This window comes from Streptomyces sp. NPDC058459, assembly GCF_042721685.1.
Classification (GTDB): domain Bacteria; phylum Actinomycetota; class Actinomycetes; order Streptomycetales; family Streptomycetaceae; genus Streptomyces.
In genome coordinates, this window is sequence record NZ_JBHXLV010000004.1 from 1 (window position 1) to 20,444 (window position 20,444).

17 protein-coding genes and 1 pseudogene are annotated in these 20,444 nt (G+C 68.9%); 8 read left to right on the forward strand and 10 right to left on the reverse strand.

Annotation, left to right across the window (positions count from 1 at the left end):
* Nucleotides 1-377: 377 nt before the first annotated feature.
* Nucleotides 378-1,037 carry an NADPH-dependent F420 reductase gene (locus ACFWN1_RS01705; protein ID WP_384357022.1) on the forward strand — a complete coding sequence of 220 codons (660 nt, stop codon included), beginning with the start codon at nucleotides 378-380 and terminating at the stop codon, nucleotides 1,035-1,037.
* Nucleotides 1,038-1,116: 79 nt separating this feature from the next.
* Here the strand turns inward: ACFWN1_RS01705 and ACFWN1_RS01710 are convergent, their stop codons facing one another.
* The 5 genes from ACFWN1_RS01710 to ACFWN1_RS01730 form a co-directional block, all read right to left on the reverse strand.
* The gene (locus ACFWN1_RS01710; RefSeq protein ID WP_384357025.1) at nucleotides 1,117-1,506 is read right to left on the reverse strand and encodes an alpha/beta hydrolase; all 390 of its coding nucleotides are present in this window, start codon (nucleotides 1,504-1,506) and stop codon (nucleotides 1,117-1,119) included.
* Nucleotides 1,507-2,017: 511 nt separating this feature from the next.
* On the reverse strand, nucleotides 2,018-2,779 hold the full coding sequence (locus ACFWN1_RS01715) for a DUF3159 domain-containing protein (RefSeq protein ID WP_384357028.1): 762 nt from the start codon (nucleotides 2,777-2,779) through the stop codon (nucleotides 2,018-2,020).
* Nucleotides 2,780-2,921: 142 nt separating this feature from the next.
* A complete protein-coding gene (locus ACFWN1_RS01720) occupies nucleotides 2,922-3,887 on the reverse strand; it encodes a GntR family transcriptional regulator (RefSeq protein ID WP_384357031.1) in 966 nt (321 codons plus the stop codon).
* Nucleotides 3,888-4,836: 949 nt separating this feature from the next.
* On the reverse strand, nucleotides 4,837-5,583 hold the full coding sequence (locus ACFWN1_RS01725) for a BTAD domain-containing putative transcriptional regulator (RefSeq protein WP_384357034.1): 747 nt from the start codon (nucleotides 5,581-5,583) through the stop codon (nucleotides 4,837-4,839).
* A 302-nt stretch (nucleotides 5,584-5,885) separates the two neighbouring features.
* Nucleotides 5,886-6,266: a RidA family protein gene (locus ACFWN1_RS01730; RefSeq protein ID WP_384357037.1), complete on the reverse strand. Its 381-nt coding sequence runs from the start codon at nucleotides 6,264-6,266 to the stop codon at nucleotides 5,886-5,888.
* A 197-nt stretch (nucleotides 6,267-6,463) separates the two neighbouring features.
* On the opposite strand from ACFWN1_RS01730, the gene ACFWN1_RS01735 reads away from it, so the two are divergent.
* A complete protein-coding gene (locus tag ACFWN1_RS01735) occupies nucleotides 6,464-7,477 on the forward strand; it encodes a threonine/serine dehydratase (RefSeq protein ID WP_384357040.1) in 1,014 nt (337 codons plus the stop codon).
* A gap of 95 nt (nucleotides 7,478-7,572) precedes the next feature.
* Here ACFWN1_RS01735 and ACFWN1_RS01740 read toward each other — a convergent pair whose 3' ends face one another.
* Genes ACFWN1_RS01740 through ACFWN1_RS01755 form a run of 4 tightly spaced genes read right to left on the reverse strand, consistent with a single transcriptional unit; the run spans nucleotide 7,573 to nucleotide 11,008 of the window.
* Complete coding sequence (locus ACFWN1_RS01740; protein ID WP_384357043.1) at nucleotides 7,573-8,073, reverse strand: flavin reductase family protein; 501 nt, start codon at nucleotides 8,071-8,073, stop codon at nucleotides 7,573-7,575.
* Nucleotides 8,070-9,269 (reverse strand): serine hydroxymethyltransferase, encoded by a 1,200-nt coding sequence (locus ACFWN1_RS01745; RefSeq protein WP_384357046.1) that lies wholly within the window; start codon nucleotides 9,267-9,269, stop codon nucleotides 8,070-8,072. The genes ACFWN1_RS01740 and ACFWN1_RS01745 overlap by 4 nt, the downstream gene beginning before the upstream one ends.
* 28 nt (nucleotides 9,270-9,297) lie before the next feature.
* A complete protein-coding gene (locus tag ACFWN1_RS01750; RefSeq protein ID WP_384357049.1) occupies nucleotides 9,298-9,768 on the reverse strand; it encodes a nuclear transport factor 2 family protein in 471 nt (156 codons plus the stop codon).
* Between the two features lie 55 nt (nucleotides 9,769-9,823).
* Nucleotides 9,824-11,008 (reverse strand): LLM class flavin-dependent oxidoreductase, encoded by a 1,185-nt coding sequence (locus ACFWN1_RS01755; RefSeq protein WP_384357052.1) that lies wholly within the window; start codon nucleotides 11,006-11,008, stop codon nucleotides 9,824-9,826.
* Nucleotides 11,009-11,209: 201 nt separating this feature from the next.
* On the opposite strand from ACFWN1_RS01755, the gene ACFWN1_RS01760 reads away from it, so the two are divergent.
* Entirely contained in the window at nucleotides 11,210-12,574 is a 1,365-nt protein-coding gene (locus ACFWN1_RS01760; protein WP_384357055.1) for an aspartate aminotransferase family protein, read from the forward strand.
* A 129-nt stretch (nucleotides 12,575-12,703) separates the two neighbouring features.
* Here the strand turns inward: ACFWN1_RS01760 and ACFWN1_RS01765 are convergent, their stop codons facing one another.
* Nucleotides 12,704-13,651, reverse strand: coding sequence for an aldo/keto reductase (locus ACFWN1_RS01765; RefSeq protein ID WP_384357058.1), 948 nt, complete (start codon nucleotides 13,649-13,651; stop codon nucleotides 12,704-12,706).
* A gap of 304 nt (nucleotides 13,652-13,955) precedes the next feature.
* Between ACFWN1_RS01765 and ACFWN1_RS01770 the strand changes: the two genes are divergently transcribed.
* The 5 genes and pseudogenes from ACFWN1_RS01770 to argJ all read left to right on the forward strand — a co-directional run bounded on the left by ACFWN1_RS01770 (nucleotide 13,956) and on the right by argJ (nucleotide 20,437).
* Nucleotides 13,956-15,629 carry a thiamine pyrophosphate-binding protein gene (locus tag ACFWN1_RS01770; protein WP_384357061.1) on the forward strand — a complete coding sequence of 558 codons (1,674 nt, stop codon included), beginning with the start codon at nucleotides 13,956-13,958 and terminating at the stop codon, nucleotides 15,627-15,629.
* 5 nt (nucleotides 15,630-15,634) lie between these two features.
* Nucleotides 15,635-17,179: an asparagine synthase-related protein gene (locus ACFWN1_RS01775; RefSeq protein WP_384357064.1), complete on the forward strand. Its 1,545-nt coding sequence runs from the start codon at nucleotides 15,635-15,637 to the stop codon at nucleotides 17,177-17,179.
* 79 nt (nucleotides 17,180-17,258) lie between these two features.
* Nucleotides 17,259-18,143, forward strand: a pseudogene (gene speB, locus ACFWN1_RS01780) (agmatinase); the annotation flags it as partial.
* A 63-nt stretch (nucleotides 18,144-18,206) separates the two neighbouring features.
* The gene (gene cs1, locus ACFWN1_RS01785) at nucleotides 18,207-19,184 is read left to right on the forward strand and encodes a clavaminate synthase Cs1 (RefSeq protein WP_384357188.1); all 978 of its coding nucleotides are present in this window, start codon (nucleotides 18,207-18,209) and stop codon (nucleotides 19,182-19,184) included.
* Nucleotides 19,185-19,279: 95 nt separating this feature from the next.
* Nucleotides 19,280-20,437, forward strand: coding sequence for a bifunctional glutamate N-acetyltransferase/amino-acid acetyltransferase ArgJ (gene argJ / locus ACFWN1_RS01790; RefSeq protein ID WP_384357067.1), 1,158 nt, complete (start codon nucleotides 19,280-19,282; stop codon nucleotides 20,435-20,437).
* Nucleotides 20,438-20,444: the final 7 nt, after the last annotated feature.

Below are 20,444 nucleotides of genomic sequence, written 5' to 3' on the forward strand. Positions count from 1 at the left end.
CCCTCGTACGCACAGTACGAGGGCGATCCTCCGCCTTGCGATCGCACGCACCAGACGCCGCGAGCCCTGCCCTCCGGGCAGACGACGCTACTCTGCGGACACGCCCTTGGGCCTGTCTTCCGGATCGGGCCGGCTCGGGCCGACGGCGCCATCTTGGCTGACTGGCCTCCGCCGCTGGAAGTGAACAGGCCCAGGAGGATCGCTGCGCGGACGGGGCGAGGGCCGCGTCGGCATCCGGTCGCCGCTCACCCTCCCGGTCCGAGCCCGGCCCCCGCGTTGTCATACCGGCCGGGGAGCGGCCGGAATAGGGCCCGGCCCCGTGAGGTTGGCCCCGGTGACAGCTGCATGCGCGCGCATGGAAATCCGGAGGATCAGCCATGAAGATCGGCATCATCGGCGCGGGGAACATCGGCGGCAACCTCACCCGGCGGCTCACCGCCCTCGGGCACGATGTCGCCGTCGCCAACTCCCGCGGTCCGGAGACGCTCCGCGAACTGGCCGAGGAGACCGGCGCGACCCCGGTCCGGGCCGAGGACGCGGCCGAGGGCGCTCAGGTCGTGGTCGTCACCGTCCCGCTGAAGGCGGTCCCGCAGCTGCCCGACGGCCTGCTGGACGGCGCGGCCGAGGGCGCCGCGGTGCTCGACACCGGCAACTACTACCCGCAGCGGGACGGCCGGATCGCGGCCATCGAGGACGAGGGCCTCACCGAGAGCCGCTGGACCGAGCGGCACCTCGGCCACCCGGTGATCAAGGCGTTCAACGGCACCTACGCCCAGGACATCCTGGACCGCCCGCGCCCGGCGGGCGACCCTGACCGCCTCGCCCTCCCGGTAGCCGGCGACGACGAGGCGGCCAAGCGGACCGTCCGGGCCCTGATCGAGGAACTGGGCTTCGACACGGTCGACGCCGGCGGCATCACCGACTCCTGGCGCCAGCAGCCGGGCACCCCGGTCTACGGCCTGCGGGCAGGCGTGGAGGCGGTCCGCAAGGCCCTGGCCGAGGCGTCCCCGGAACGCCCGGCGGACTTCCGGGCCTGAGGTGCCCGGCTGGGTCCGGACCGAGGGGCGGGCCCGAGGGGTCACCGGGCCGCCGGCGTGGCCGGCGGCCGCGTGGCCGTCACATGGTGCAGGACGCGTTCTCGTGCGGAACGCGCAGGCTGATGAGGTAGTCGGCGACCGCTTTGCCGACGCAGGCGCTGGTGGCGGAGCCGACGACGGTGTGCTGCTCGCCCTTGACGGTGAGCATGCTGCCCCCGAGTGTCCTGGACAGGTGGACGCCGGCCGAGAAGGGGGTGCTGGGGTCGCTGGTGATGGAGATCGTCAGGGTGGGGGGCAGCCCGCTGATGTGTGCGGGGAACGAGTAGGGCGGTTTCGGCTGGGCGGGCCATGACTGGCAGGCGTCCCGGGCACCGTCGGTACCCCGGCCGGGATCGGCGAAGGGCAGCGCCGCGTAGGCCCTGCCCCGGAACTTCGCGGCCTCCTCGGGGGTCAGGCGCGCTTCGTCCATGCAGTTGATGGCGAAGTTGGCGACGTTGTAGTTGCTGCCACTGCCGTCGGCCTCACGGCTGCTGAACAGTTGCGCCGCCTTGACAAAGCGGTCGGGCTTGCCCGCCCGGAGTTCGGTGAGCCCCTTGCCGAGGCGGAGGCGGTGGCGGGTTTAGGACGGCGCTCGGCCTGATCACAGGCCGACACGGTCAGTGTCAGTGCCAGGGACGCCGCCAGGGTGGCGGATGCGGGACGGAGTGAGGGAGGCATGGCATCCGTTTCTGCTGCGCTGGGGAAGGACGAGCGGCCTGCGCTGCGCGATCGCGCCGATGTCAGGCAGGCGGCCACGGACAGACGGGTGTCTGCGCGGTGCTGCCGTTGCCTGTCGGCGGGTCAAGAACCTTCGATCCGGCTTGCGATGCCTTCGGACCACGAGGGACGTCGGCCCCCGTTCGCCGACGGCTTGCGGAGGTTCGACTCCCTAGCCGCCGGACGGGCGTCACGCGGTACCCGCGCCGGGCGGCGCGGCGTACTCAGTGGCGATCTGCGGGGCCGGCCTGCGGGGACGGCGCGGACCGCTGCCCTCCGATACCGGCCTCCAGCGCTGCGAGGCGCTTCGTCGAGCGGCGGGCCGCCCAGGCCACCACGAGCAGGGCCAGGCCGAGCAGCGGGTAGCCCATGACGATCTTGGCGAATCCGAGCCAGCCGGTCTCGTCGGAATCGTAGAGCCACTGCTGAACGACGAACCGTGCCGCGAAGACCGCGGCCAGGGTGAGGGTGGCGATGTCGTAGTAGCGGCGGCAGACGCGGTCCTCGCGCCAGGCGCTGCCCTTGCCGGTGACCGCGTTCCAGAGCAGGCCGGCCAGTGGGCGGCGGACGAGGACGGATGCGGTGAGGACGACCGCCCCGGCCAGGCTCAGCCAGATGCCGAGCAGAAAGTAGTTCTTCGCGGAGCCGGTCCACAGCGAGATCCCGGCAGCGACGGCGACACCGAACAGACCGTTGAGCGCGGGCGCGACCGATTCCTTGCGGGCGAGTCGTACGACGGCCACACCGAGCGCCACGACCATCGCGGCGATGATCGCACCGTACAGGCCGGCCACTGCGTTGCCGACGACGAACGCGATGACGGGCAGGGTCATATAGATCATGCCCGAAGTGCCGCCCCACTGCTCAAGGGGGCTCGGCCGGGCGGCAGGCTTGGCAGGCACGGACCCCGTCGGCGTCGGCGGTCGCGTGCTGACGGGCGCCGGCTTCGCGGCAGGAGCAGGGGGCGACGATGAATTCTCGATCATGACGGATTGTCAGCTCACTCTGGTCGGGGGAGTGGTGCAATGTGTCCACCCACTTCCCCCTACCAGGGCAGCCAATCACCGTCCTAAGCAACTAGGCCAAAGACGTGGAGGGCCAGAACTTCCGCCAGGACAGGGCGAGTTGTCAGTCCGTAATCCCGTCCCGCTTCGCCGCCTGCATGTCCGCCACCACTTCGGTCACCATCCGCACGGACGCGTCGTCGAGGACGTTCCCGAACTCGATCACCTTGACCCGCCCCTCCAGCCGCTTCCTCAGCTGCGGCATCTCGCTGGGCACGATCACGAGGTCCGTGTCCGCGATGTCCGCGTCGTCGAGTTCACCCGTCGCCGCGTCGCCGAGGACCTTGATGTTGTCGATGCCCGACTGCGCGAGCGAGTCCCGGATGCTGACCGCCTGGTCGTCGGTGGAGTACCAGATGCCCACGGTCCGGTTCTTCGGTACGGACGCGATCTCCACCAGCGTCCGGACATGCGGTGCGACCACGATCGCGACCACCTCGGTCGTCTCGCGGTTCCACAGCCCCCGGACCGCCGCCAAGTGGAAGAACGTGGTCAGGATGAGATCCGCCCGCTCCTCGCCGGCGCTGAAGCCGCCCAGCACCAGCGGTTTCACCCGCAGCCCGATGCGGGACTCCAGCTCGCCGGCGAAGTAGGTCGCCCGGTCGGCGTTGCATTCGACGAAACCCACGCTGAGCGACTGGTCCTCCACCCGCAGGGCGAGCGCGCCGGTGATCGTGCGGATCTCGGCGGCCGACAGCCCGAGCGCCACGCACTCCCGTACGGCCGCACCCAGGATGTCCCGCGCCCGCTCGCGCGCCGGGGACGCCGGCGGCGCCGGGCCCCGGTCGGCTACGACCGTACCGCCCCGGCCCCGGCTCTCCACCAGGCCCAGCCGTTGCAGTTCACCGTACGCGCGGGCGACCGTGTTCCGGTTGACGTGGAGGTTGTCGGCGAGCAGCCGAGCACTGGGGAGGGTGGCCCCGGCCGCCAGATCACCGGTCTCGATCATGAACGAGAGCTGGGAGACGATCTGGCGGTACACCGGCCTGTCGGAGTCCAGACTGAGCTGGATACCTCTGCTCGCCACCATCGGCGGACCTACCCTTCGCGCGGACCGGCCCGCTGCCCGTCCCCAGGCTTCACCGCCGACGTGAGTTCGTTCAGCCGAAGCGTAGTTGAGACACCGCCCAGAGCCCGTCTCCAGGGCGGAGGCCCAGGGCCGAGAGCACGATCAGCCCCCGCACGTGGGACACCCGCCCATCAGCCGTGTGAACAACCTTGCGGGTCGATACACCCAGCTAGGTGCTCCCGATGACGCTTCCGACGCCCAGCAGCCGGGCGGTCTAAGCCGCCAGCTTTCCCCGGCTCTCGCCGGTCCCGTGACGAACACCGTGTCGCCGGGACGGACCCCGGCGAGCCGGGTCAACGCCCCGTAGGCGGCCGGCCCGGACGAGAGGTGGGCCACCGGGTCGGATAAAAGTTCATCAATCGGACACATTCCGTCACCGCAGCGAGTGTGTACTCGCGTCATCCGAGCAGATGCGTGACCGTGGCCTCAGGACGCAACGGACCGCCGAGCCTGGGCTTCGACGACCTCACCCACAGCAGGATCTAACAGCGCGTAGCCGGGGTGCATGCGCGGGAGCGGCATGCCGTCGGCCTCGTCGCCGATCAGCGTGCGTAGACCGGGAAACACGAGAAGTGCAGATCCCGGACGAGGACCTGTCCCGGCCCTGCGTGGGGAACCGGCCTCGGCATGACCGTGAGGTGCTCAGGCTCGGGTAGCCCGCCGGGTGTGTCGGCCGGCAGGATCTCAGGGCGCGTGGAGGGAGGCTCGGCGGCCATGCCGGTGGTCCGGAACGGGTTCGGGGCGATGGCCGCTTTGCGGAACCTGGCCTTCGGCAAACTGTACCTGTTGGGAGCAGACAACATCGCCAAGGCGACCCCGAGCGGTCCGGGACGCACCTGGACACGCGCCGTCTGGACCCGGGGCATCACCGGCAGCCCACTCCTACCGCGAATGTGAAGCCGCCCTGCGCTCACTCAACGATTCCCTGGTAAATTCCGTACAGCATACTACCCACTTTGATACCCAACTCGTCAAGGCTGGACCGGGTGCGTTGATAGGCTAAAAGCGCGTCAGAGCGGCGGCCGGTTTCACTGAGGGCGGTCACGAAATGGGCCGCCAGATCCTCGCGCAGGGGATAGTGGTTGACTATGGGAGCCAAGAGGTCGATGGCCGACTGGTAGTTGCCGAGTTCCAGCAAGCATTCCGCCTGCCCGGTCATGGCCGCTAGCCAGACCTCCTCCAACCGTTCCCTCTCGTCCATGACGAAGTCGTACTGCGTCAAGTCGCCGTAGGGAGCGGCACCCCAATGGGCAATTGCCTGGCTGAAGAACTCCGACGCCTCGGTGACCTGGTTGGCGCGCAGCAGGGCCCAGCCGTGCTTGGTGAGCTTCTCGAACCGGGCGGTGGCCACTTGGGCAGGGTCGATGCGTAAGATGTACCCCGGCGACAAACGGTGGAGAACGGGTGAAGTTCTCGCCTCGGTCTGCGACAAGCCTGCACGCAGGCGCGAAATATACACCTGAACACTTTTTCTGGGATGACCTGGCAGCCGAGAAGGCCAGAGGCCAGAAATAATGGTATCCATGGTGATCAACTCGTTCATATGGATGACAAGAAGAGCCAAGAGGGCTTTTTGCTTGGCAGGGCGAATATCCAGAACTTCGCCGTCCTCGATAACGGAGAAGTAGTTGAACGCATCGATCTCCCATGTACCCATACCCTTGCCCCTTACAGGTGGCCTCCCCGATCAAGAACCAGTCTTCGCATGCGGAACTTGAAGCGTCAAGTAGTAGCGATGTGACGCATCACTCTGCGACCGAACAGTGGAACCCGAGAACAAGGAGTTTCCCTACATTGCCGAGCAGGACTTAGGTAGATGTATTTTTCGCCAGTTTCCGCCGGGAAGCGCGCCCCCGCATCGGCTCCCGCAGGTTAACAGCATGTTACGGCTGCGCCCGTACCGAAAGGAAAAGCGGTCTGATCGGGCGCAGCCGGACATGCGGAGAAGCTCGGCGTGGATCAGCCGACCACGGCCAGGACGTCGATCTCTACCAGCATTCCGGGCGGCAGGCCGACGAAGACGGTCGTGCGGCACGGGAAGGGCTCGCTGAGGAACTTCGCATACACCTCGTTCATCGGTGCGAAGTCGGCGGCCTGGGTGATGTAGATCCGCACGGTGACGACGTCGGCGAAGGACGCGCCGGCGTTCTTGAGGATGGACTCCAGGTTGGTGAGCGTCTGGCGGGTCTGTTCAGCGATTCCGCCTTCCACCAGCTTGTTGGTGGCCGGATCGAGACCGACCTGACCGGACACGGAGATGATGTTGCCCCGGCGGACCGCCTGGGAGTAGGGGCCCACCGGAGTGGGCGCGTTCTCGGTCGTGAACACCTGCGTCTTCATGGAACCTCCTGCGACTGTAGTTCGATCGCCATCGACGGTGCCACCGGGCCCTTGCGATTCCCTGGGCTTTCGCTGACACCCCTGCCCGCCCGCCAGACGTCCACGGTCAGCGGTCCGCAAGCGATCGCTGGCAGAGTCGACGCCCGTCAGCGGCCCCCTCCCGGGCTCGCCCATGCCCTGAAATGAGGTGTCAGGCGATGCAAACGGACGCCACTCCAGTGGACATCGACGCCATGGAGCGCGCCACGCGCTCCCCGATCGTCACGGAACAGGACCTCAGGGCGGCCGCCGCCCGGCTGACCGGCCGCGTGCTGGACACCCCGCTCCTGCCCTGTGAGGAACTCTCCCTGGCGTTCGGCTGCCAGGTGCTACTCAAGGCCGAGAACCTCCAGCACACCGGCAGCTTCAAGGTCCGGGGAGTGACCAACGCATTGCTCGCCCGGAGGGAGAGAGGCGAGCGGCCTCCCCAGGCGGTGACGTTCTCGGCCGGCAATCACGGCGCCGCGCTCGCCTACGCGAGCGGTCGGCTCGGCATCCCCGCCACCGTCTTCGTCCCCCCCAACGCGGTCGCCCCCAAGGTCGACGCGATACGACGGTACGGCGCCACCGTCATCCAGGGTGAGGACTTCGTCGCGGCAGCACAGCAGTTCGCCGAAGACAACGGCGCGTTGCTGCTGCATCCCTTCGACGACCTCGACGTGATCGGGGGGCAGGGCACCGTAGGCCTGGACGTCTTGCGAGCCCTGCCGTGGGTGGACGTCCTGATCGCCCCGGTCGGCGGGGGCGGCCTGCTGAGCGGGATCGGCGCCGCATGCGCCGCACTCTCGCCGAGCACGCGGGTCGTCGGCGTGGAACCCGTCGCAGCTCGTACCCTCGCGCACGCCGTCGCGTCCGGGGGACCCACGTCCCTGCCTGCCGCGCCCTCATCGATGGCCGACGGCCTCAACGCGCCGTTCGCCGGGACCTACACCTACCACCATGCCCTGCGCCACACCCACCAGCTCGTCCAGGTGGCCGAGGAAGAAATCCGCCTGGCCTGGATCGATCTACAGCGGGCGACCCGCCTGCTCCTCGAACCGTCGGCCGCAGTGGGCCTGGCCGCGCTGCGCACCGGAGAGGTCGCCGTACCCACGGGCGGGGTCGTTGTCCTGGTCCTGTCGGGTGGCAACACCGACCTCGCATCCCTCGCGGCGGCGAGCCGGACGGCCTGACAGCCCTGCCCCGCTCCTCGCCACAGACCGTAGGCACGAGGCCGTTTCCCCGAAAGCGGGAAACGGCCTCGTGCCTGCGCAGGACCAGTGCCGGATTACTCAAGGACCGGGTCGGGGCAGGGAGCAAATGCCCCGAACTGCCCCCGTAGAAAGAGCAGTGGTTCGCCCTCACGCTGCACCTGGAGCCGGCGGACACGACCAGTCACGAACCAGTGGTCACCGGTCTCGGTTTCGTCCGCCAAATCGCAGTCGATCCAGGCGATTGCCTCGGAGAGCGCCGGTGCCCCAGACGGCGCAGGGTGGTGGGGCACCTCCCAGCGCGTGGTGTCCCGATTGGTGAAGGCCGCGCAGACCTCGCGTTGGTCCGCGCTCAGGACGTTCACGCAGAAGCTGCCCCCGGCGCGGATGCGCGGCCAGGTGGTCGACGCCTTCGACGGCAGGAATCCCACCAGCGGTGGATCGAGGGAGACCGAGGTGAACGTCCCCACGATCATCCCTGTCGGCGGCTCGCCGGGGCCGGTGACAAGGGCCACCCCGGTGGGGTAATGCCCGAGCACCGACCGGAACAGCGTGGCGTCGAGTGTGCCGGGAATCATTGAGAGGCGAGGGGCGCGAGCGGGCCCGTGAAGGCGACACCCGGGTAGGACAGGGCGAGGGTGGCGACATCCTCGGCGATCTCCTTGGCCGCCTCGCCGCGCAGAAGCAGCCGGGCGAGCAGGTCGGCCACCACGCCCATGTCGTTCTCGCGCATGCCCCAGCGTGCCAGCTCCTGGGTGCCGAGCCGCAGTCCGGGCCGGCCGGTGCTGGGCAACTGCACGGTCGTGGACCGGATGTTGGCCGCGGTCAGGGTCCTCCCCCACTGGTGCGTGGTGTGCCCGTCGGGCAGGTGGACCCACACCTGGTGGGTGTCGGAGTAACCGAACTCCTTTCCGGCCACGTCGAAGCCGCGCGACGCCAGCTGGGCCCCGAGAGCCCGCGCGTTGTCGATGACCTGCTGGGCGTAGGCCGTGCGGTGCGGCATGAGCTCCTCCAGCGTGATCGCCAAGGAACCGACGCTCGCCGAGTGCGAACTCGACGCTGTGAAGGGAATGCGGGCGCCGACCAGTTCCGCCATGCGGTCGCTGTTGGTGACGAGCAGGCCCTTCTGCGGTCCCGGCATCGTCTTGTGGGTGCTGCCCGAGACGCTGTCGAAGCCCCCGTCCAGGACCAGCGTCTGTGGGGCCACCGGCAGCAGGCCCAGCAGATGCGAGGCATCGAGGCATATCAGCGCGTCGGGCGCGGCGGCGCGAAGGGCGCGGGCGTCCGGGAAACGCAGCGTGGTGGAGGCGTCGAGATAGATCAGGTCGACGGGGCGCTCGGCGACCCTGGTGGCCAGCTTGGCGTAGTCGATCTCCAGGGCGCCACGGTCGAACGGCAGGAAGTCGACCTCATGGCCGTAACCCCGGCAGATCGTCTCCGTGGCATAGTGGCCCCCGTCCTCGGGCGCCAGCACCATCACCCGGTCGCCCGCCTTGGCGACGGCGCTGATCACGGTATGCATGGTGTGCAGGCCCGAGAGGAAGTTCACGAAGGCGTGCCGGGCTCCGTAGAACTGCTTGGTCAGGTCGACGCAGTGGGTGAAGACGTCGTTCAGGCCTGTGACGTCGCCGTACACGGCCACGTCCGTCTCGGAGTACGGATAGCGGTTGTTGGCGTCGGAGGACAGCGCCTCCAGGGCCCGGGGGGAGAGGCGGTTCTCGATCGGGAAGAGGTTCAGGCTGGGCTGCCGGCGGAGCGTGGCCAGGACGTCCATGTCAGTTCCTCCGAAGGTTGGGGATGGGTCAGTGACGGGTGCCGTCGAGCCAGGGGTAGCGGGCCGTGTCCTGGCTGGCGTAGTCGGGATCCATGTAGATGAAGGCGCGCTGAATCAGACCGTCGCGGACCTCGAAGACTCCGCAGAACCGGCCGGCGCCCCATTCGGGCAGGCCGACGTGCCAGGGGCCGTCGCTATGCTCGCCCTGGGTGGTGCCCTCCACCGCGAGCAGTTCGGTGCCGGTCGTCAGCCAGTTGAAGGACCAGAAGTGATGGGCGATCGACTTCACCGTCGGGCCCAGGTCGTCGAAGAGCCGGGCGACCTCGGACTTGCCCTTCGCCAAGCCCCACTTGGGGAAGAAGAAGTGCGCATCCTCGGCGAAGAAGTCGAGGACGGATCGGCCGTCGGCACCGGTGCCTCCGTTGTCGAACGCCTTGAGGTACGCGGTGACGACGGCCTTGCGCTGCTCGTCCGCCATTGCGACCTGGTTGATTGGCATGGCTCTCCTCATCGTCGTAATTGCTGGAGTCGTGGCTGTTGGGGAAAGCTGAGAATCAGAGCCAGTTGGGTGCGATCTCGGTGGCCCAAAGCTCCAGGCTGCGCATCTGCACGTCGTGCGGGATCAGCCCGGAGTACTGGCACTGCAGCAGGTACTCAGGGGTGTGGTGCTCGACGAGCCGCTCGATCTTGCGGTTGATGTCGTCGGGCGTACCCACCCACTCCAGGCCCCGCTCGAACAGCGTGTTGTAGTCGGAGCCGATGGGCCCGGTCTCCCCGGTGTTGCGCAGTGCCTCGGTGAAGCCCATGGGTCCGAACCAGTTGTCGAAGATGAAACCGCCCCCGTGGCGCGCCCAGTGGTGTGCCTCCTCCGCATCCCGGGACACCAGCACGTCCCGCATCACCCCGACGCTCTCCCCGCGGGCCAGCCTGCCCCGGCCGGCCGCCTCCGCCTCCTCGACGTAGATGTCGAGCAGCTCGCCCACCTTCCGCGGGTCGGTGTGCATGACGATGGGGACGACGTTCTCCCGGGCGCAGAACCGGAAGGTGTCCTCGCTGAAGCTGAACGGCTGGAACACCGGCGGATGCGGGCGCTGGTAGGGCCGCGGCGCGATCCCGACCTCGACGATGCGGCCGGCGTCGTCCTGGCCGCGGCCGAAGCGGCGCACGGCTTCGTAAGGGAATTCCAGGTCCTTCGGCGGGATGGTCCACTGCTCGCCCTCGTGAGTGAAGGTCTCACTCGTCCACGCCTTCTTGATGATCTCCCAGTGCTCCTCGAACAGCCGTCGGTTGCGCCGGTCGCTCTCGCTGCGGTCGGAGAGGGTGCCGCCGACGCCGTACACCTGCCCCATGACGTCGGCCCAGCGGCGCTGGAAGCCGCGTGCGATGCCCACGAAGGTGCGGCCGCGCATCATGTGGTCCAGCATCGACAGGTCCTCGGCGAGCCGGATGGGGTTGTGCAGCGGCAGCACGTTCGCCATCTGCCCTACGCGGATGTTCTTGGTCTGCAGGCCCATGTACAGGCCCAGCAGGATCGGGTTGTTCGAGACCTCGAAACCCTCGATGTGGAAATGGTGCTCGGTGAAGGAAGCCCCCCAGTAGCCCATTTCATCGGCCGCCCGCACCTGGTGGGTGAGTTGCCAGAGCATGTTCTGGTAGTTGGCGGGATTCGTGCCCGCCATTCCCCGTGTGATCTGCCGATGGCTGCCCGTACTCGGCAGGTAGAACAGAATGGATTTCACCGCCGGTTCTCCTCTCTCGCTGGTCGATGGCCGAAACAGACAATCTCAGGGCCGGTTTGCGGACAGCTGGATCCGCCGCATGCGCAAGCGCCGGGAGGGTTCGTCCAACTGTGGGCAATCCGCGTTCGTGACACTGGCGTGGGCGACGGCCGGCGGCCGGCCGCTGTGCCCACATCCACGAGTCTTCGGAGGTGCTTCTCGATGACCGCAGCCACCGGGATGTCCAGCTACGTCACGAGTGAGTTGGTGCGGCTGGACCGGGAACGGATACTGCACCCACTACTGCCCGACGGCAGGGAGGACCGCACGGTCCTCGTAAAGGGAGAAGGCTGCCGCGTGTGGGACGCGGACGGCAGGGAGTACCTGGACGCCTCGGCCGTGCTCGGGCTGATGCAGGTCGGGCACGGTCGTCGCGAGTTGGCGGCGGTCGCGGCCGAACAGATGTGCAGGCTTGAGTACTTCCACACCTGGGGCACCATCACCAACGACCGGGCGATCGAGCTGGCGGCGCGCCTGACCGACCTGGCGCCCAAGGGCCTGGACCGCGTGTTCTACACCAGCGGCGGCGCCGAGGGCAACGAGATCGCCCTGCGCCTGGCCCGTTTCTACCATCACCGCAAAGGAGCGTCGGGACGGAACTGGATTCTCTCCCGCCACACCGCCTACCACGGTATCGGCTACGGCAGTGGGAGTCTGTCCGGCTCTCCCGTCTACCACGAGGGCTTCGGCCCGGTCGTCCCGAACGTGCACTTCCTGACCCCGCCCCACCCGTACCAGAAGCAGTGGTACGACGGTGAGGACCCCACGGACTTCTGCGTCCGCGAACTTGAGACGGCGATCAATAAGATCGGCCCGCACCGCATCGCCGCGATGATCGGCGAACCCGTCATGGGCGGGTACGGTGCCGTCGTACCGCCCTCCGACTACTGGCCACGCGTCGCCGAGGTGCTGCGCCGGCACGGCATCCTGCTGATCTTCGACGAGGTCGTCACGGCGTTCGGGCGCACCGGCCGGTGGTTCAGCGCCGAGCACTTCGGCGTCGTACCGGACATCCTGGTGACCGCCAAGGGCATCACCTCGGGCTACATCCCGCACGGCGCGGTGCTGGTGAACGAGCAGGTCGCCGAGGTCGTCGGGGCGGACGGCGGCTTCCCGATCGGCTACACCTACACAGGTCACCCCACCGCCTGCGCGGTCGCCCTCGCCAACCTCGACATCATAGAGAAGGAGGGGCTGCTCGCCAACGCCACCGAGACCGGCGCGTATCTCGCCGCCGAACTGCGCGACAGACTGCTCGATCTGCCCGCGGTGGGCGACGTCCGACAGATCGGGCTGATGCTCGCCATCCAGCTGGTGTCCGACAAGGAGAGTCGCGACGACCTGCCCGGCGGCACGCTGCAGGTCACCGACGTGCTGCGCGAACAGGCAGGGATCATAGTCCGCAGCAACCCGCACGCGCTGATCGTCACCCCGCCACTGGTACTTGACCGGGGTACCGCCGACAAGATCGTCGACGGCTTCCGCTTCGTCCTCGAACGGCTTGGGACGGACGGCTTCGTGCACTGACATACGACTGCCGGCACACTGCCGTCGGCGCCGGGGGCCCTTGGACCGGGGCTACCGACAAGCCCGTGGCCGCGCCACGCCCCACCCGTCGGCAGGGGGAGCGGCGCGGCCACTGTTGTACCGCCGGGGTCAGGTGCCCGTCATCGCCAGCATCTCGGGACGGTAGCGCTCACCGTGCACTCGCAGCGCCGCCACCTCCTGCAGGACCGCCAACTCACCCGGGCCGAGGGTCAGCCGGGTGGCGGCGAGGTTGTCCGCGAGGTGGACCGGGGAGGTCGTTCCCGGGATGGGGACCACGTCTGGGCCGCGGTGGTGCAGCCAGGCCAGAGCCAGACGTGCGGCCGACACACCGAGCCGGCGGGCGAGCATGTCGAGGCGTCGTACGAGCGCCAGATTGCGCTGCAGATTCTCCGGCTGGAACCGGGGCAGGCTCTGCCGGAAGTCGTCCGCGGCCAGCCGGCTGTGGTGGCGGATCGTCCCCGTCAGGAAGCCCCGTCCCAGCGGTGCGTAGGCCACTAGGCCGATCCCACGCTCCCGGCAGACGCCCACCACCTCGTCCTCGACATCCCGCGACCACAGACTCCACTCGCTCTGCACCGCGGTCACCGGGAAGACGGCGTCAGCACGCCGCACGCTCTCGGCGGACGGCTCCGACAGCCCGAAGAAGCGTACCTTCCCCGCCCGTACCAACTCGGCTACCGCTCCGGCCGTCTCCTCGACCGGCACCTCGGGGTCGATCCAGTGCTGGTAGTACAAGTCGATCCGGTCCGTGTTCAGGCGCCGCAGCGAGGCGTCGCACGCCTCGCGCACGTACTCGGGCCGACCGCACAGCCCCAGGAACGAGCCGTCGCCGCCGCGCCGCATCCCGAATTTAGTGGCGACCAGCACCTCGTCACGACGCCCGGCGAGTACCTCGCCCAGTAATTCCTCACCTGCGCCGAGCCCCTGCACGTCGGCCGTGTCGAACAGTGTCACCCCGGCATCCAGGGCGGCGCGCAGCACGCCCGCGGCTTCGGGCCGCGAAGGGCAGCCGTAGAAGGCGGTGGTGGGCAGACAGCCGAACCCCTGTGCGCTCACCTCCAGTTGCCGCAGTTTGCGTGTGGGAGGAATGGACGGTGATCGCACTCTGATTCTCCTCGACCCTCGATGTCCCGCGCTTCCTACGGGAGTTCCCTGTCTGACAGGACAGCGTTCCGTGGTGGCGAGCCGCTGGACGGTCGGCACCGCACCGGGGGGCAAGCCGGAGGTCCATCCGAACGCAAGAGGCCGTGCCCACAGTGGGTTTGCGATCACCGCGGCGCCCAGCGCAGGCGGCTTCGTACCCGGCCCGCGCTTTCCCCGACACGGGCGCCCTCTCCAACCAAACGAAACGAGGTTCCTGATGGCCAGTAAGAAGACCGCGGAGCTCCTGCTGAGGCGGCTGCACGAGTACGGCGTGGACCATGTCTTCGGTGTCGTCGGCCGGGAGGCCGAGGCCATCCTCTTCGACGAGGTGGACGGGCTGGAGTTCGTCCTGACCCGGCACGAGTTCACCGCCGGTGTCATGGCCGACGTGCTCGCCCGGCTGACCAACCGCCCACAGGCATGCTTCGCCACGCTCGGCCCCGGCATGACCAACCTGTCGACGGGCGTTGCCACCTCGGCGCTGGACCGCAGCTCGGTGATCGCGATGGCCGCCCAGTCCGAGTCGCACGACTGCTTCCCCAACGTCACCCACCAGTGCGTCGACAGTGTCGGCGTGATGGCGCCCTTGACCAAGTTCAGCGCTCAGCTGGAGCGACCCGCTGACATCACGTCCCTGGTGGACACCGCGGTCCTGCACAGCACCTCCGAGCCGGTCGGGCCGAGCTTTCTCAGCCTGCCCATCGATCTGCTGAGCGCCGACGTGCCCGAGGACGCCATCCAGAACGCCCCCGCCGTCGGTGACCGCAAGAAGGCCCTCGTCGACCCGGCCTGGACCGAACTCGTTCCCGACATCACCGCCAAAATCGCCGCCGCGAAGCACCCCGTCCTCGTCGTCGGCAGCGCTGTGATCCGGGCCGGCGGCGTCGACGCGCTGCGCTCCTTCGCGGAGCGGTCGCGTATCCCGGTCGTCACCACCTACACCGCCAAGGGCGTTCTGCCGCACGACCACCCCCTCAACTACGGTGCGATCAGCGGGTACATGGACGGCATCCTGTCCTTCCCCGCGCTCGACCACATCTTCGGCCCCGCCGACCTCATCGTCGCCCTCGGCTACGACTACGCCGAGGACCTGCGGCCCTCCATGTGGACCCGCGGCACAGAGAAGGAGGTCGTCCGGGTCGCCGCCACGATCAACCCGATCCCGGGCATCTTCCGCCCTGCCGTCGACGTCGTCGCCGATCCTCGCGAGGTCATCGAGGCCCTGGACAAGGCCACCACCGACCTCACGGCGAAGACCCCGCACGACATCGAACCGCTGCGCGCCCGGATCGCCGAGTTCCTCGCCGACAGCGAGGAGTACCCCGACGGTATGCGTGTCCACCAGGTCATCGACTGCATGAACTCGGTCCTTGAGAACGGCACCTTCGTCAGCGATATCGGCTTCTTCCGCCACTACGGCGTCCTGTTCGCCAAGGCCGACCAGCCCTACGGCTTCCTCACCTCCGCCGGATGCAGCAGTTTCGGCTACGGCCTGCCGGCCGCCATGGCCGCCCAGATCGCCCGCCCGGACGAGCCCGTCTTCCTCATCGCGGGAGACGGCGGCTTCCACTCCAACAGCGCCGACCTGGAGACCGCGGTCCGCCTGGGTCTTCCGCTGGTGATGGTCGTCGTCAACAACGACCGCAACGGGCTCATCGAGCTGTATCAGAACAAGGGCCACCAGCGCTCGCACGCCCCCGCCGTCGCCTTCAAGACCGTCGACTTCGTCCAGCTCGCCGAGGCCAACGGCTGCGACGCCGTCCGCGCCACCGACCGCGACTCACTGGTCGAGGCGCTGCGCAAGGGTGCCGAGCTGGGCCGGCCGTTCCTGATCGAGGTACCCGTGGCCTACGACTTCCAGTCCGGTGGCTTCGACGCCCTGGACATCTGACGGTCATGATCGGACCCAATCTTGTGGTGGGCTTCCGGGCCCGCGTGTCGTGGTCGCCGTGCCACGCCGAACCGGAGGCCCCGCGCTTCTCGGTCCAGGGCCATCTGAGCGCAGTCGCCGCGGCGAGCGCGGGCCGCCGTCTCCAAGGGGTCGCCGTCAGTTTCGGCGCCCCCGACACCCTCGTCTCCGACGGCGGCGTCCACCTGCTGCTCGCCGGCGAGATCTACAACCGCGAGGAGGTCGCCAGGGCTCTCGGGGACGCCTCCGCCGCCTACGGCAGCGACGTCACGCTCGTGCTGGCTGCTTGGCACCGCTGGGGCACGGCCGCGTTCCGCATCCTCAACGGCCGCTTCGCCGCCGTCCTCCTGGACGGCGGCGGGCGGGTCGTCGTGGCAACCGACCACGTCGGCTCAGTCCCGCTGTGGGTACGCGCCGACGCCTACGGCATCGACGTCTCCACCGAGGCCAAGACGCTCGCCGGGCTGGCCGGCACGCCCCTGGACGTGATCGGCGCCCAGCCGCTGCCCGGCGGCACGGGGGTGCACCGCGTCCGCGCGGGAACCGCGCTGATTCTGGAGACCGTCCAGGGCGAGGTGCGCACAGCGGACCGGCTGCACACCTGGACTCCCCCGGTGTCGCGATCCGCCGTCGGCGAGGAGATCGCCGTCGGCCGGGTGCGCAGGCTCCTCGAACAGGCCGTCCGCACCCGGCTGCGGTACGACCCGGAGCCCACCGTGGTCCTGTCCGGAGGAATCGACTCCAGTGGCGTCGCGGCGTACGCGGCCGCCCACAGCGGCCTCGTCCACACCGTGTCCATGGGGACCGAGACCTCCGACGAGTTCGGGCCCGCCAAGGTGGTCGCCGGCCACCTCGGCACCGACCACTCCGAGATCACGATCCACAGCTCCGACCTGGTGCGGGAGCTGCCCTGGGCGGTGTGGGCCGCGGAGATCGCGGACCACACCATCCTGGAGTACCTGCTGCCGCTGGTGGCCCTCTACCGCAGATTGCCCCCCGGCCAGCGGCGTGTCCTGACCGGCTACGGTGCCGACATTCCCCTGGGGGGCATGCACCGGCGCACCGAACGGCTCGAATCCCTGGACGCCGTCATCGCCCACGACATGGCCACGTTCGACGGGCTCAACGAGATGTCCCCGGTCATCTCGGGCGTCGCCGGGATCTGGTCCACGCACCCCTACTGGGACCGCGACCTGCTCGACTGCCTGGTCTCGCTCGACCCCGGACTCAAACACCGCTACGGCCGCGACAAGTGGGTGCTGCGCGAGTCCCTGGCCAGGATGCTGCCGGCTGAGACGCTGTCGCGACCCAAGCTCGGCATCCACGAGGGCTCCGGCACCTCCAGCGCCTGGACCGCGCACCTCCTGGAGCAGGGCGTGCCACCCGAGCGAGCCGAAGAGTGCAAGGCGGCCATGGCCCAACGCTTGCACGAGCTGATCGTCCTGCGCGCCCGGCACCCCGACGAGATCTCCTTCGACGAGGTCCTCGCGACCACTGAGAAAGGACGGACCAGCCATGAACGCAACCAGTGACGGCAGCGATTTCGCCACGTCCGGGAAGACCCAGCGCAGCAGCGGCTCCTCGCCCCGCTACGCGCAGCTCGCCACCTTCATGCGGCTCCAGCACGATCCAAGCCCGGTGGGCCGCGACGTCGTGGTGATCGGTGCCCCCTACGACGGAGGTACCAGCTACCGGCCGGGCGCCCGGTTCGCGCCACGCGCCATCCGGCACGAGTCGTGCCTCATCCATGGCACCGGCATCGACCGCGGCCCCAACGTGTTCGACCTGATCGACGTCGTCGACGGAGGCGACATCGACCTCAGCCCGTTCTCCCAGGACATCGCCATGGAGACGGCGACCGAAGCGCTCAAGGGACTGCTCGCGGACAACGACGCGTTCCTGATGCTCGGCGGGGACCACTCGCTGTCCCTGGCCGCCATGCGCGCCCTGTACGGCAAGCACGGCAAGCTCGCCGTACTCCACCTCGATGCCCACAGTGACACCAACCCACCGGTGTACGGCGGCACGTACCACCACGGAACCCCGTTCCGCTGGGCGATAGAGGAGGGCCTTGTCGAGCCGGACCACGTGGTCCAGCTCGGCATCCGCGGCCACAACCCCCGCCCCGACTCGCTCGACTACGCCCGCGGACACGGCGTACGTGTCATCACCGCGCAGGAGTGCTTCACGCGATCACTGGACGATGTCGTCCAGGAGATCCGGTCCGTGGTCGGCGACCTGCCGCTGTACGTTTCGGTCGACATCGACGTCGCCGACCCCGCCTACGCGCCGGGCACCGGCACCCCGGCACCGGGCGGGCTCTCCTCCCGCGAGGTGCTGGCGCTGCTGTCGGTCGTCGGCGACCTGAAGCCGGTCGGCTGCGACGTCGTAGAGGTGCTGCCCACCCACGACCCTGCCGGCATCACCGCCTTGCTCGCCGCGGAGGTCGGCGCCGAACTCCTCTTCCAGTACGCACGCGGCACGGGACGGACACAGGCAACGGCGCCTGTGCCGGCCCGGCCGCGCATCACACGCCGAGGCACATCGAAAGGAACCGATATGACCACCACGCGATCTGAGATCGTACGGTGCGACGACGACGCCGGTCGTCTCCTCGCCCTGCGTGAGCGGCTGCCCCGGATGCCGCGCCTCGACCTGAGCGGCTTCTTCACGACCGCGGGAGAGCTGTCGCGCGAACTGCCGGAGCACCTGCGCGGTGCCCTGCGAGACTTCCGCGCCACCGGCAACGGGGCCGGATACCTGCTGCTGACCGGCCTGCCGGTCAGTGACGAGGAGCTGCCCGAGACACCGACCAGCACCCCGGCGCCGACGCAGCGGCCGTTGCTGTCCATGGAGGCGTGGCTCACCCTGGTCGGCATGGAGCTGGGCCTGCCGACCGGCTACCGGGAGCTGCGTTCGGGCACCATCCTCCAGGACGTGTATCCCTCGCCGAACGCGCACTATCTCTCCTCGGAGACCTCCGAGACCATCCTGGAGTTCCACACGGAGATGGCCTACCACAAGCACCAGCCGCACTATGTGATGCTGGCCTGCTCCCGCGCCGACCACGAGGGCAAGGCCGCCACCCTGGTCGGCTCCGTGCGCAAGGCGTTGTCCCGCCTGGACGACTCCGCCCGCGTGGAGCTGTATCGCAAGCCCATGCGCTGCCATGTCGACATGGCCTTCCGCCCCGCCGAGGACACCGACCCGGTCTACCAGATCTCCGTCCTCGACGGCCACCGCGACGACCCGCTGCTCGCCTATGACCGGGAGCTGCTCGACCCGGCCGACCTGCCCGCCAAGCAGGCCTTGGCGGAGCTCTCGGACGCCCTTGACGAGGTGACCGAGCCGGTGCACCTGAGGCCGGGCGACCTCCTCATCGTTGACAACTACCGCACCACGCATGCCCGTACGCCGTTCACCCCCAGGTGGGACGGCAAGGACCGGTGGCTGCACCGCATGTACATCCGGGTCCCTGAGCGCATGACCGACAGCGCCGCCCAGGTGGGCGACGTCGTCGGCTTCGTGGGCCGGTGAGGTAGCGCCGACCCGAACGTACTCCGGCGGGGCTGGTCACCGAGGCGGACCCGCCGGAGTACGATCACCGCGAACTCAGAGAGGACAGTCCCACGATGACCACACTGTTCTTACCGCAGGGCTTCCGCACGCACACCGGACGGTCCGGAATCCGCAGCGACCTTGACGACTTCCTCGTTGTGGCCTCCGACGTACAGGCCGCCGTCAGCGCAGTGTTCACCCGTTCCCGCTTTGCCGGCCCCAGCGTCGTCCTCAGCCGTGCGGCGGCTGCCTCGAAGACCGGCCGCGGTGTCATCGCGCTGTCAGGCAACGCCAACGTCGCCACCGGGGAGGGCGGACTCAGCGACGCGCGCGAGGTCCGGGCGGGCGTAGCCAAGGCCCTCGGGGTCGCGGACGACGAACTGCTGATCACCTCCACGGGCCTCATCGGGCAGCGTTATCCCATGCCCGCGGTGCGCTACCACCTCGCTTCACTGAGCTATCCCTTCGACGGCGCCGATTTCGACGCCGCCGCCAAGGCGTTCATGACCACCGACACCCGGCACAAGGTCCGCTCCGCGCGTTGCGGTACGGCGTCTCTGATCGGCATCGCCAAGGGCGTCGGCATGATGGAGCCGAACATGGCAACCCTGCTGACGTTCTTCTTCACCGACGCCGAACTCGAGCCCGAGGTCCTTGACGCCGTGTTCCGACGGGTGATCGACCGCACCTTCAACGCGCTCAGCATCGACACCGACACCTCCACCAGCGACACCGCCGCGGTATTCGCCAACGGCCTGGCCGGGCCGGTGGACGTCGCGGAGTTCGAGCGGGAGCTGTTCGGTGTGGCCCTCGGCCTGGTCAAGGACATCGCCCGCGACGGAGAGGGCGCCAGCAAGCTGATCGAGGTGGCCGTCACCGGCGCCCGCGACGCCGAGCAGGCTCGCCGGGTCGGCAAGACGGTCGTCAACTCCCCTCTGGTGAAGACCGCCGTGCACGGCGCGGACCCCAACTGGGGGCGTGTGGCGATGGCCATCGGCAAGTGCGAGGAGGACGCGGACATCACCCCCGAAAACGTCACCATCGGCTTCGGTGACATCGACGTCTACCCCGAGCCGCCCGACGAGGGGCGCCTCGCGCAGGTCGCCAAGCACCTAAAGGGCGACGAGGTCCTCATCAAGGTGGGCCTGGGCACCGGCCGCTCCTCCTTCCGCGTGTACGGGTGCGATCTGACCGAGGGCTACGTCCGTCTGAACGCCGACTACTCGACCTGACCGCACC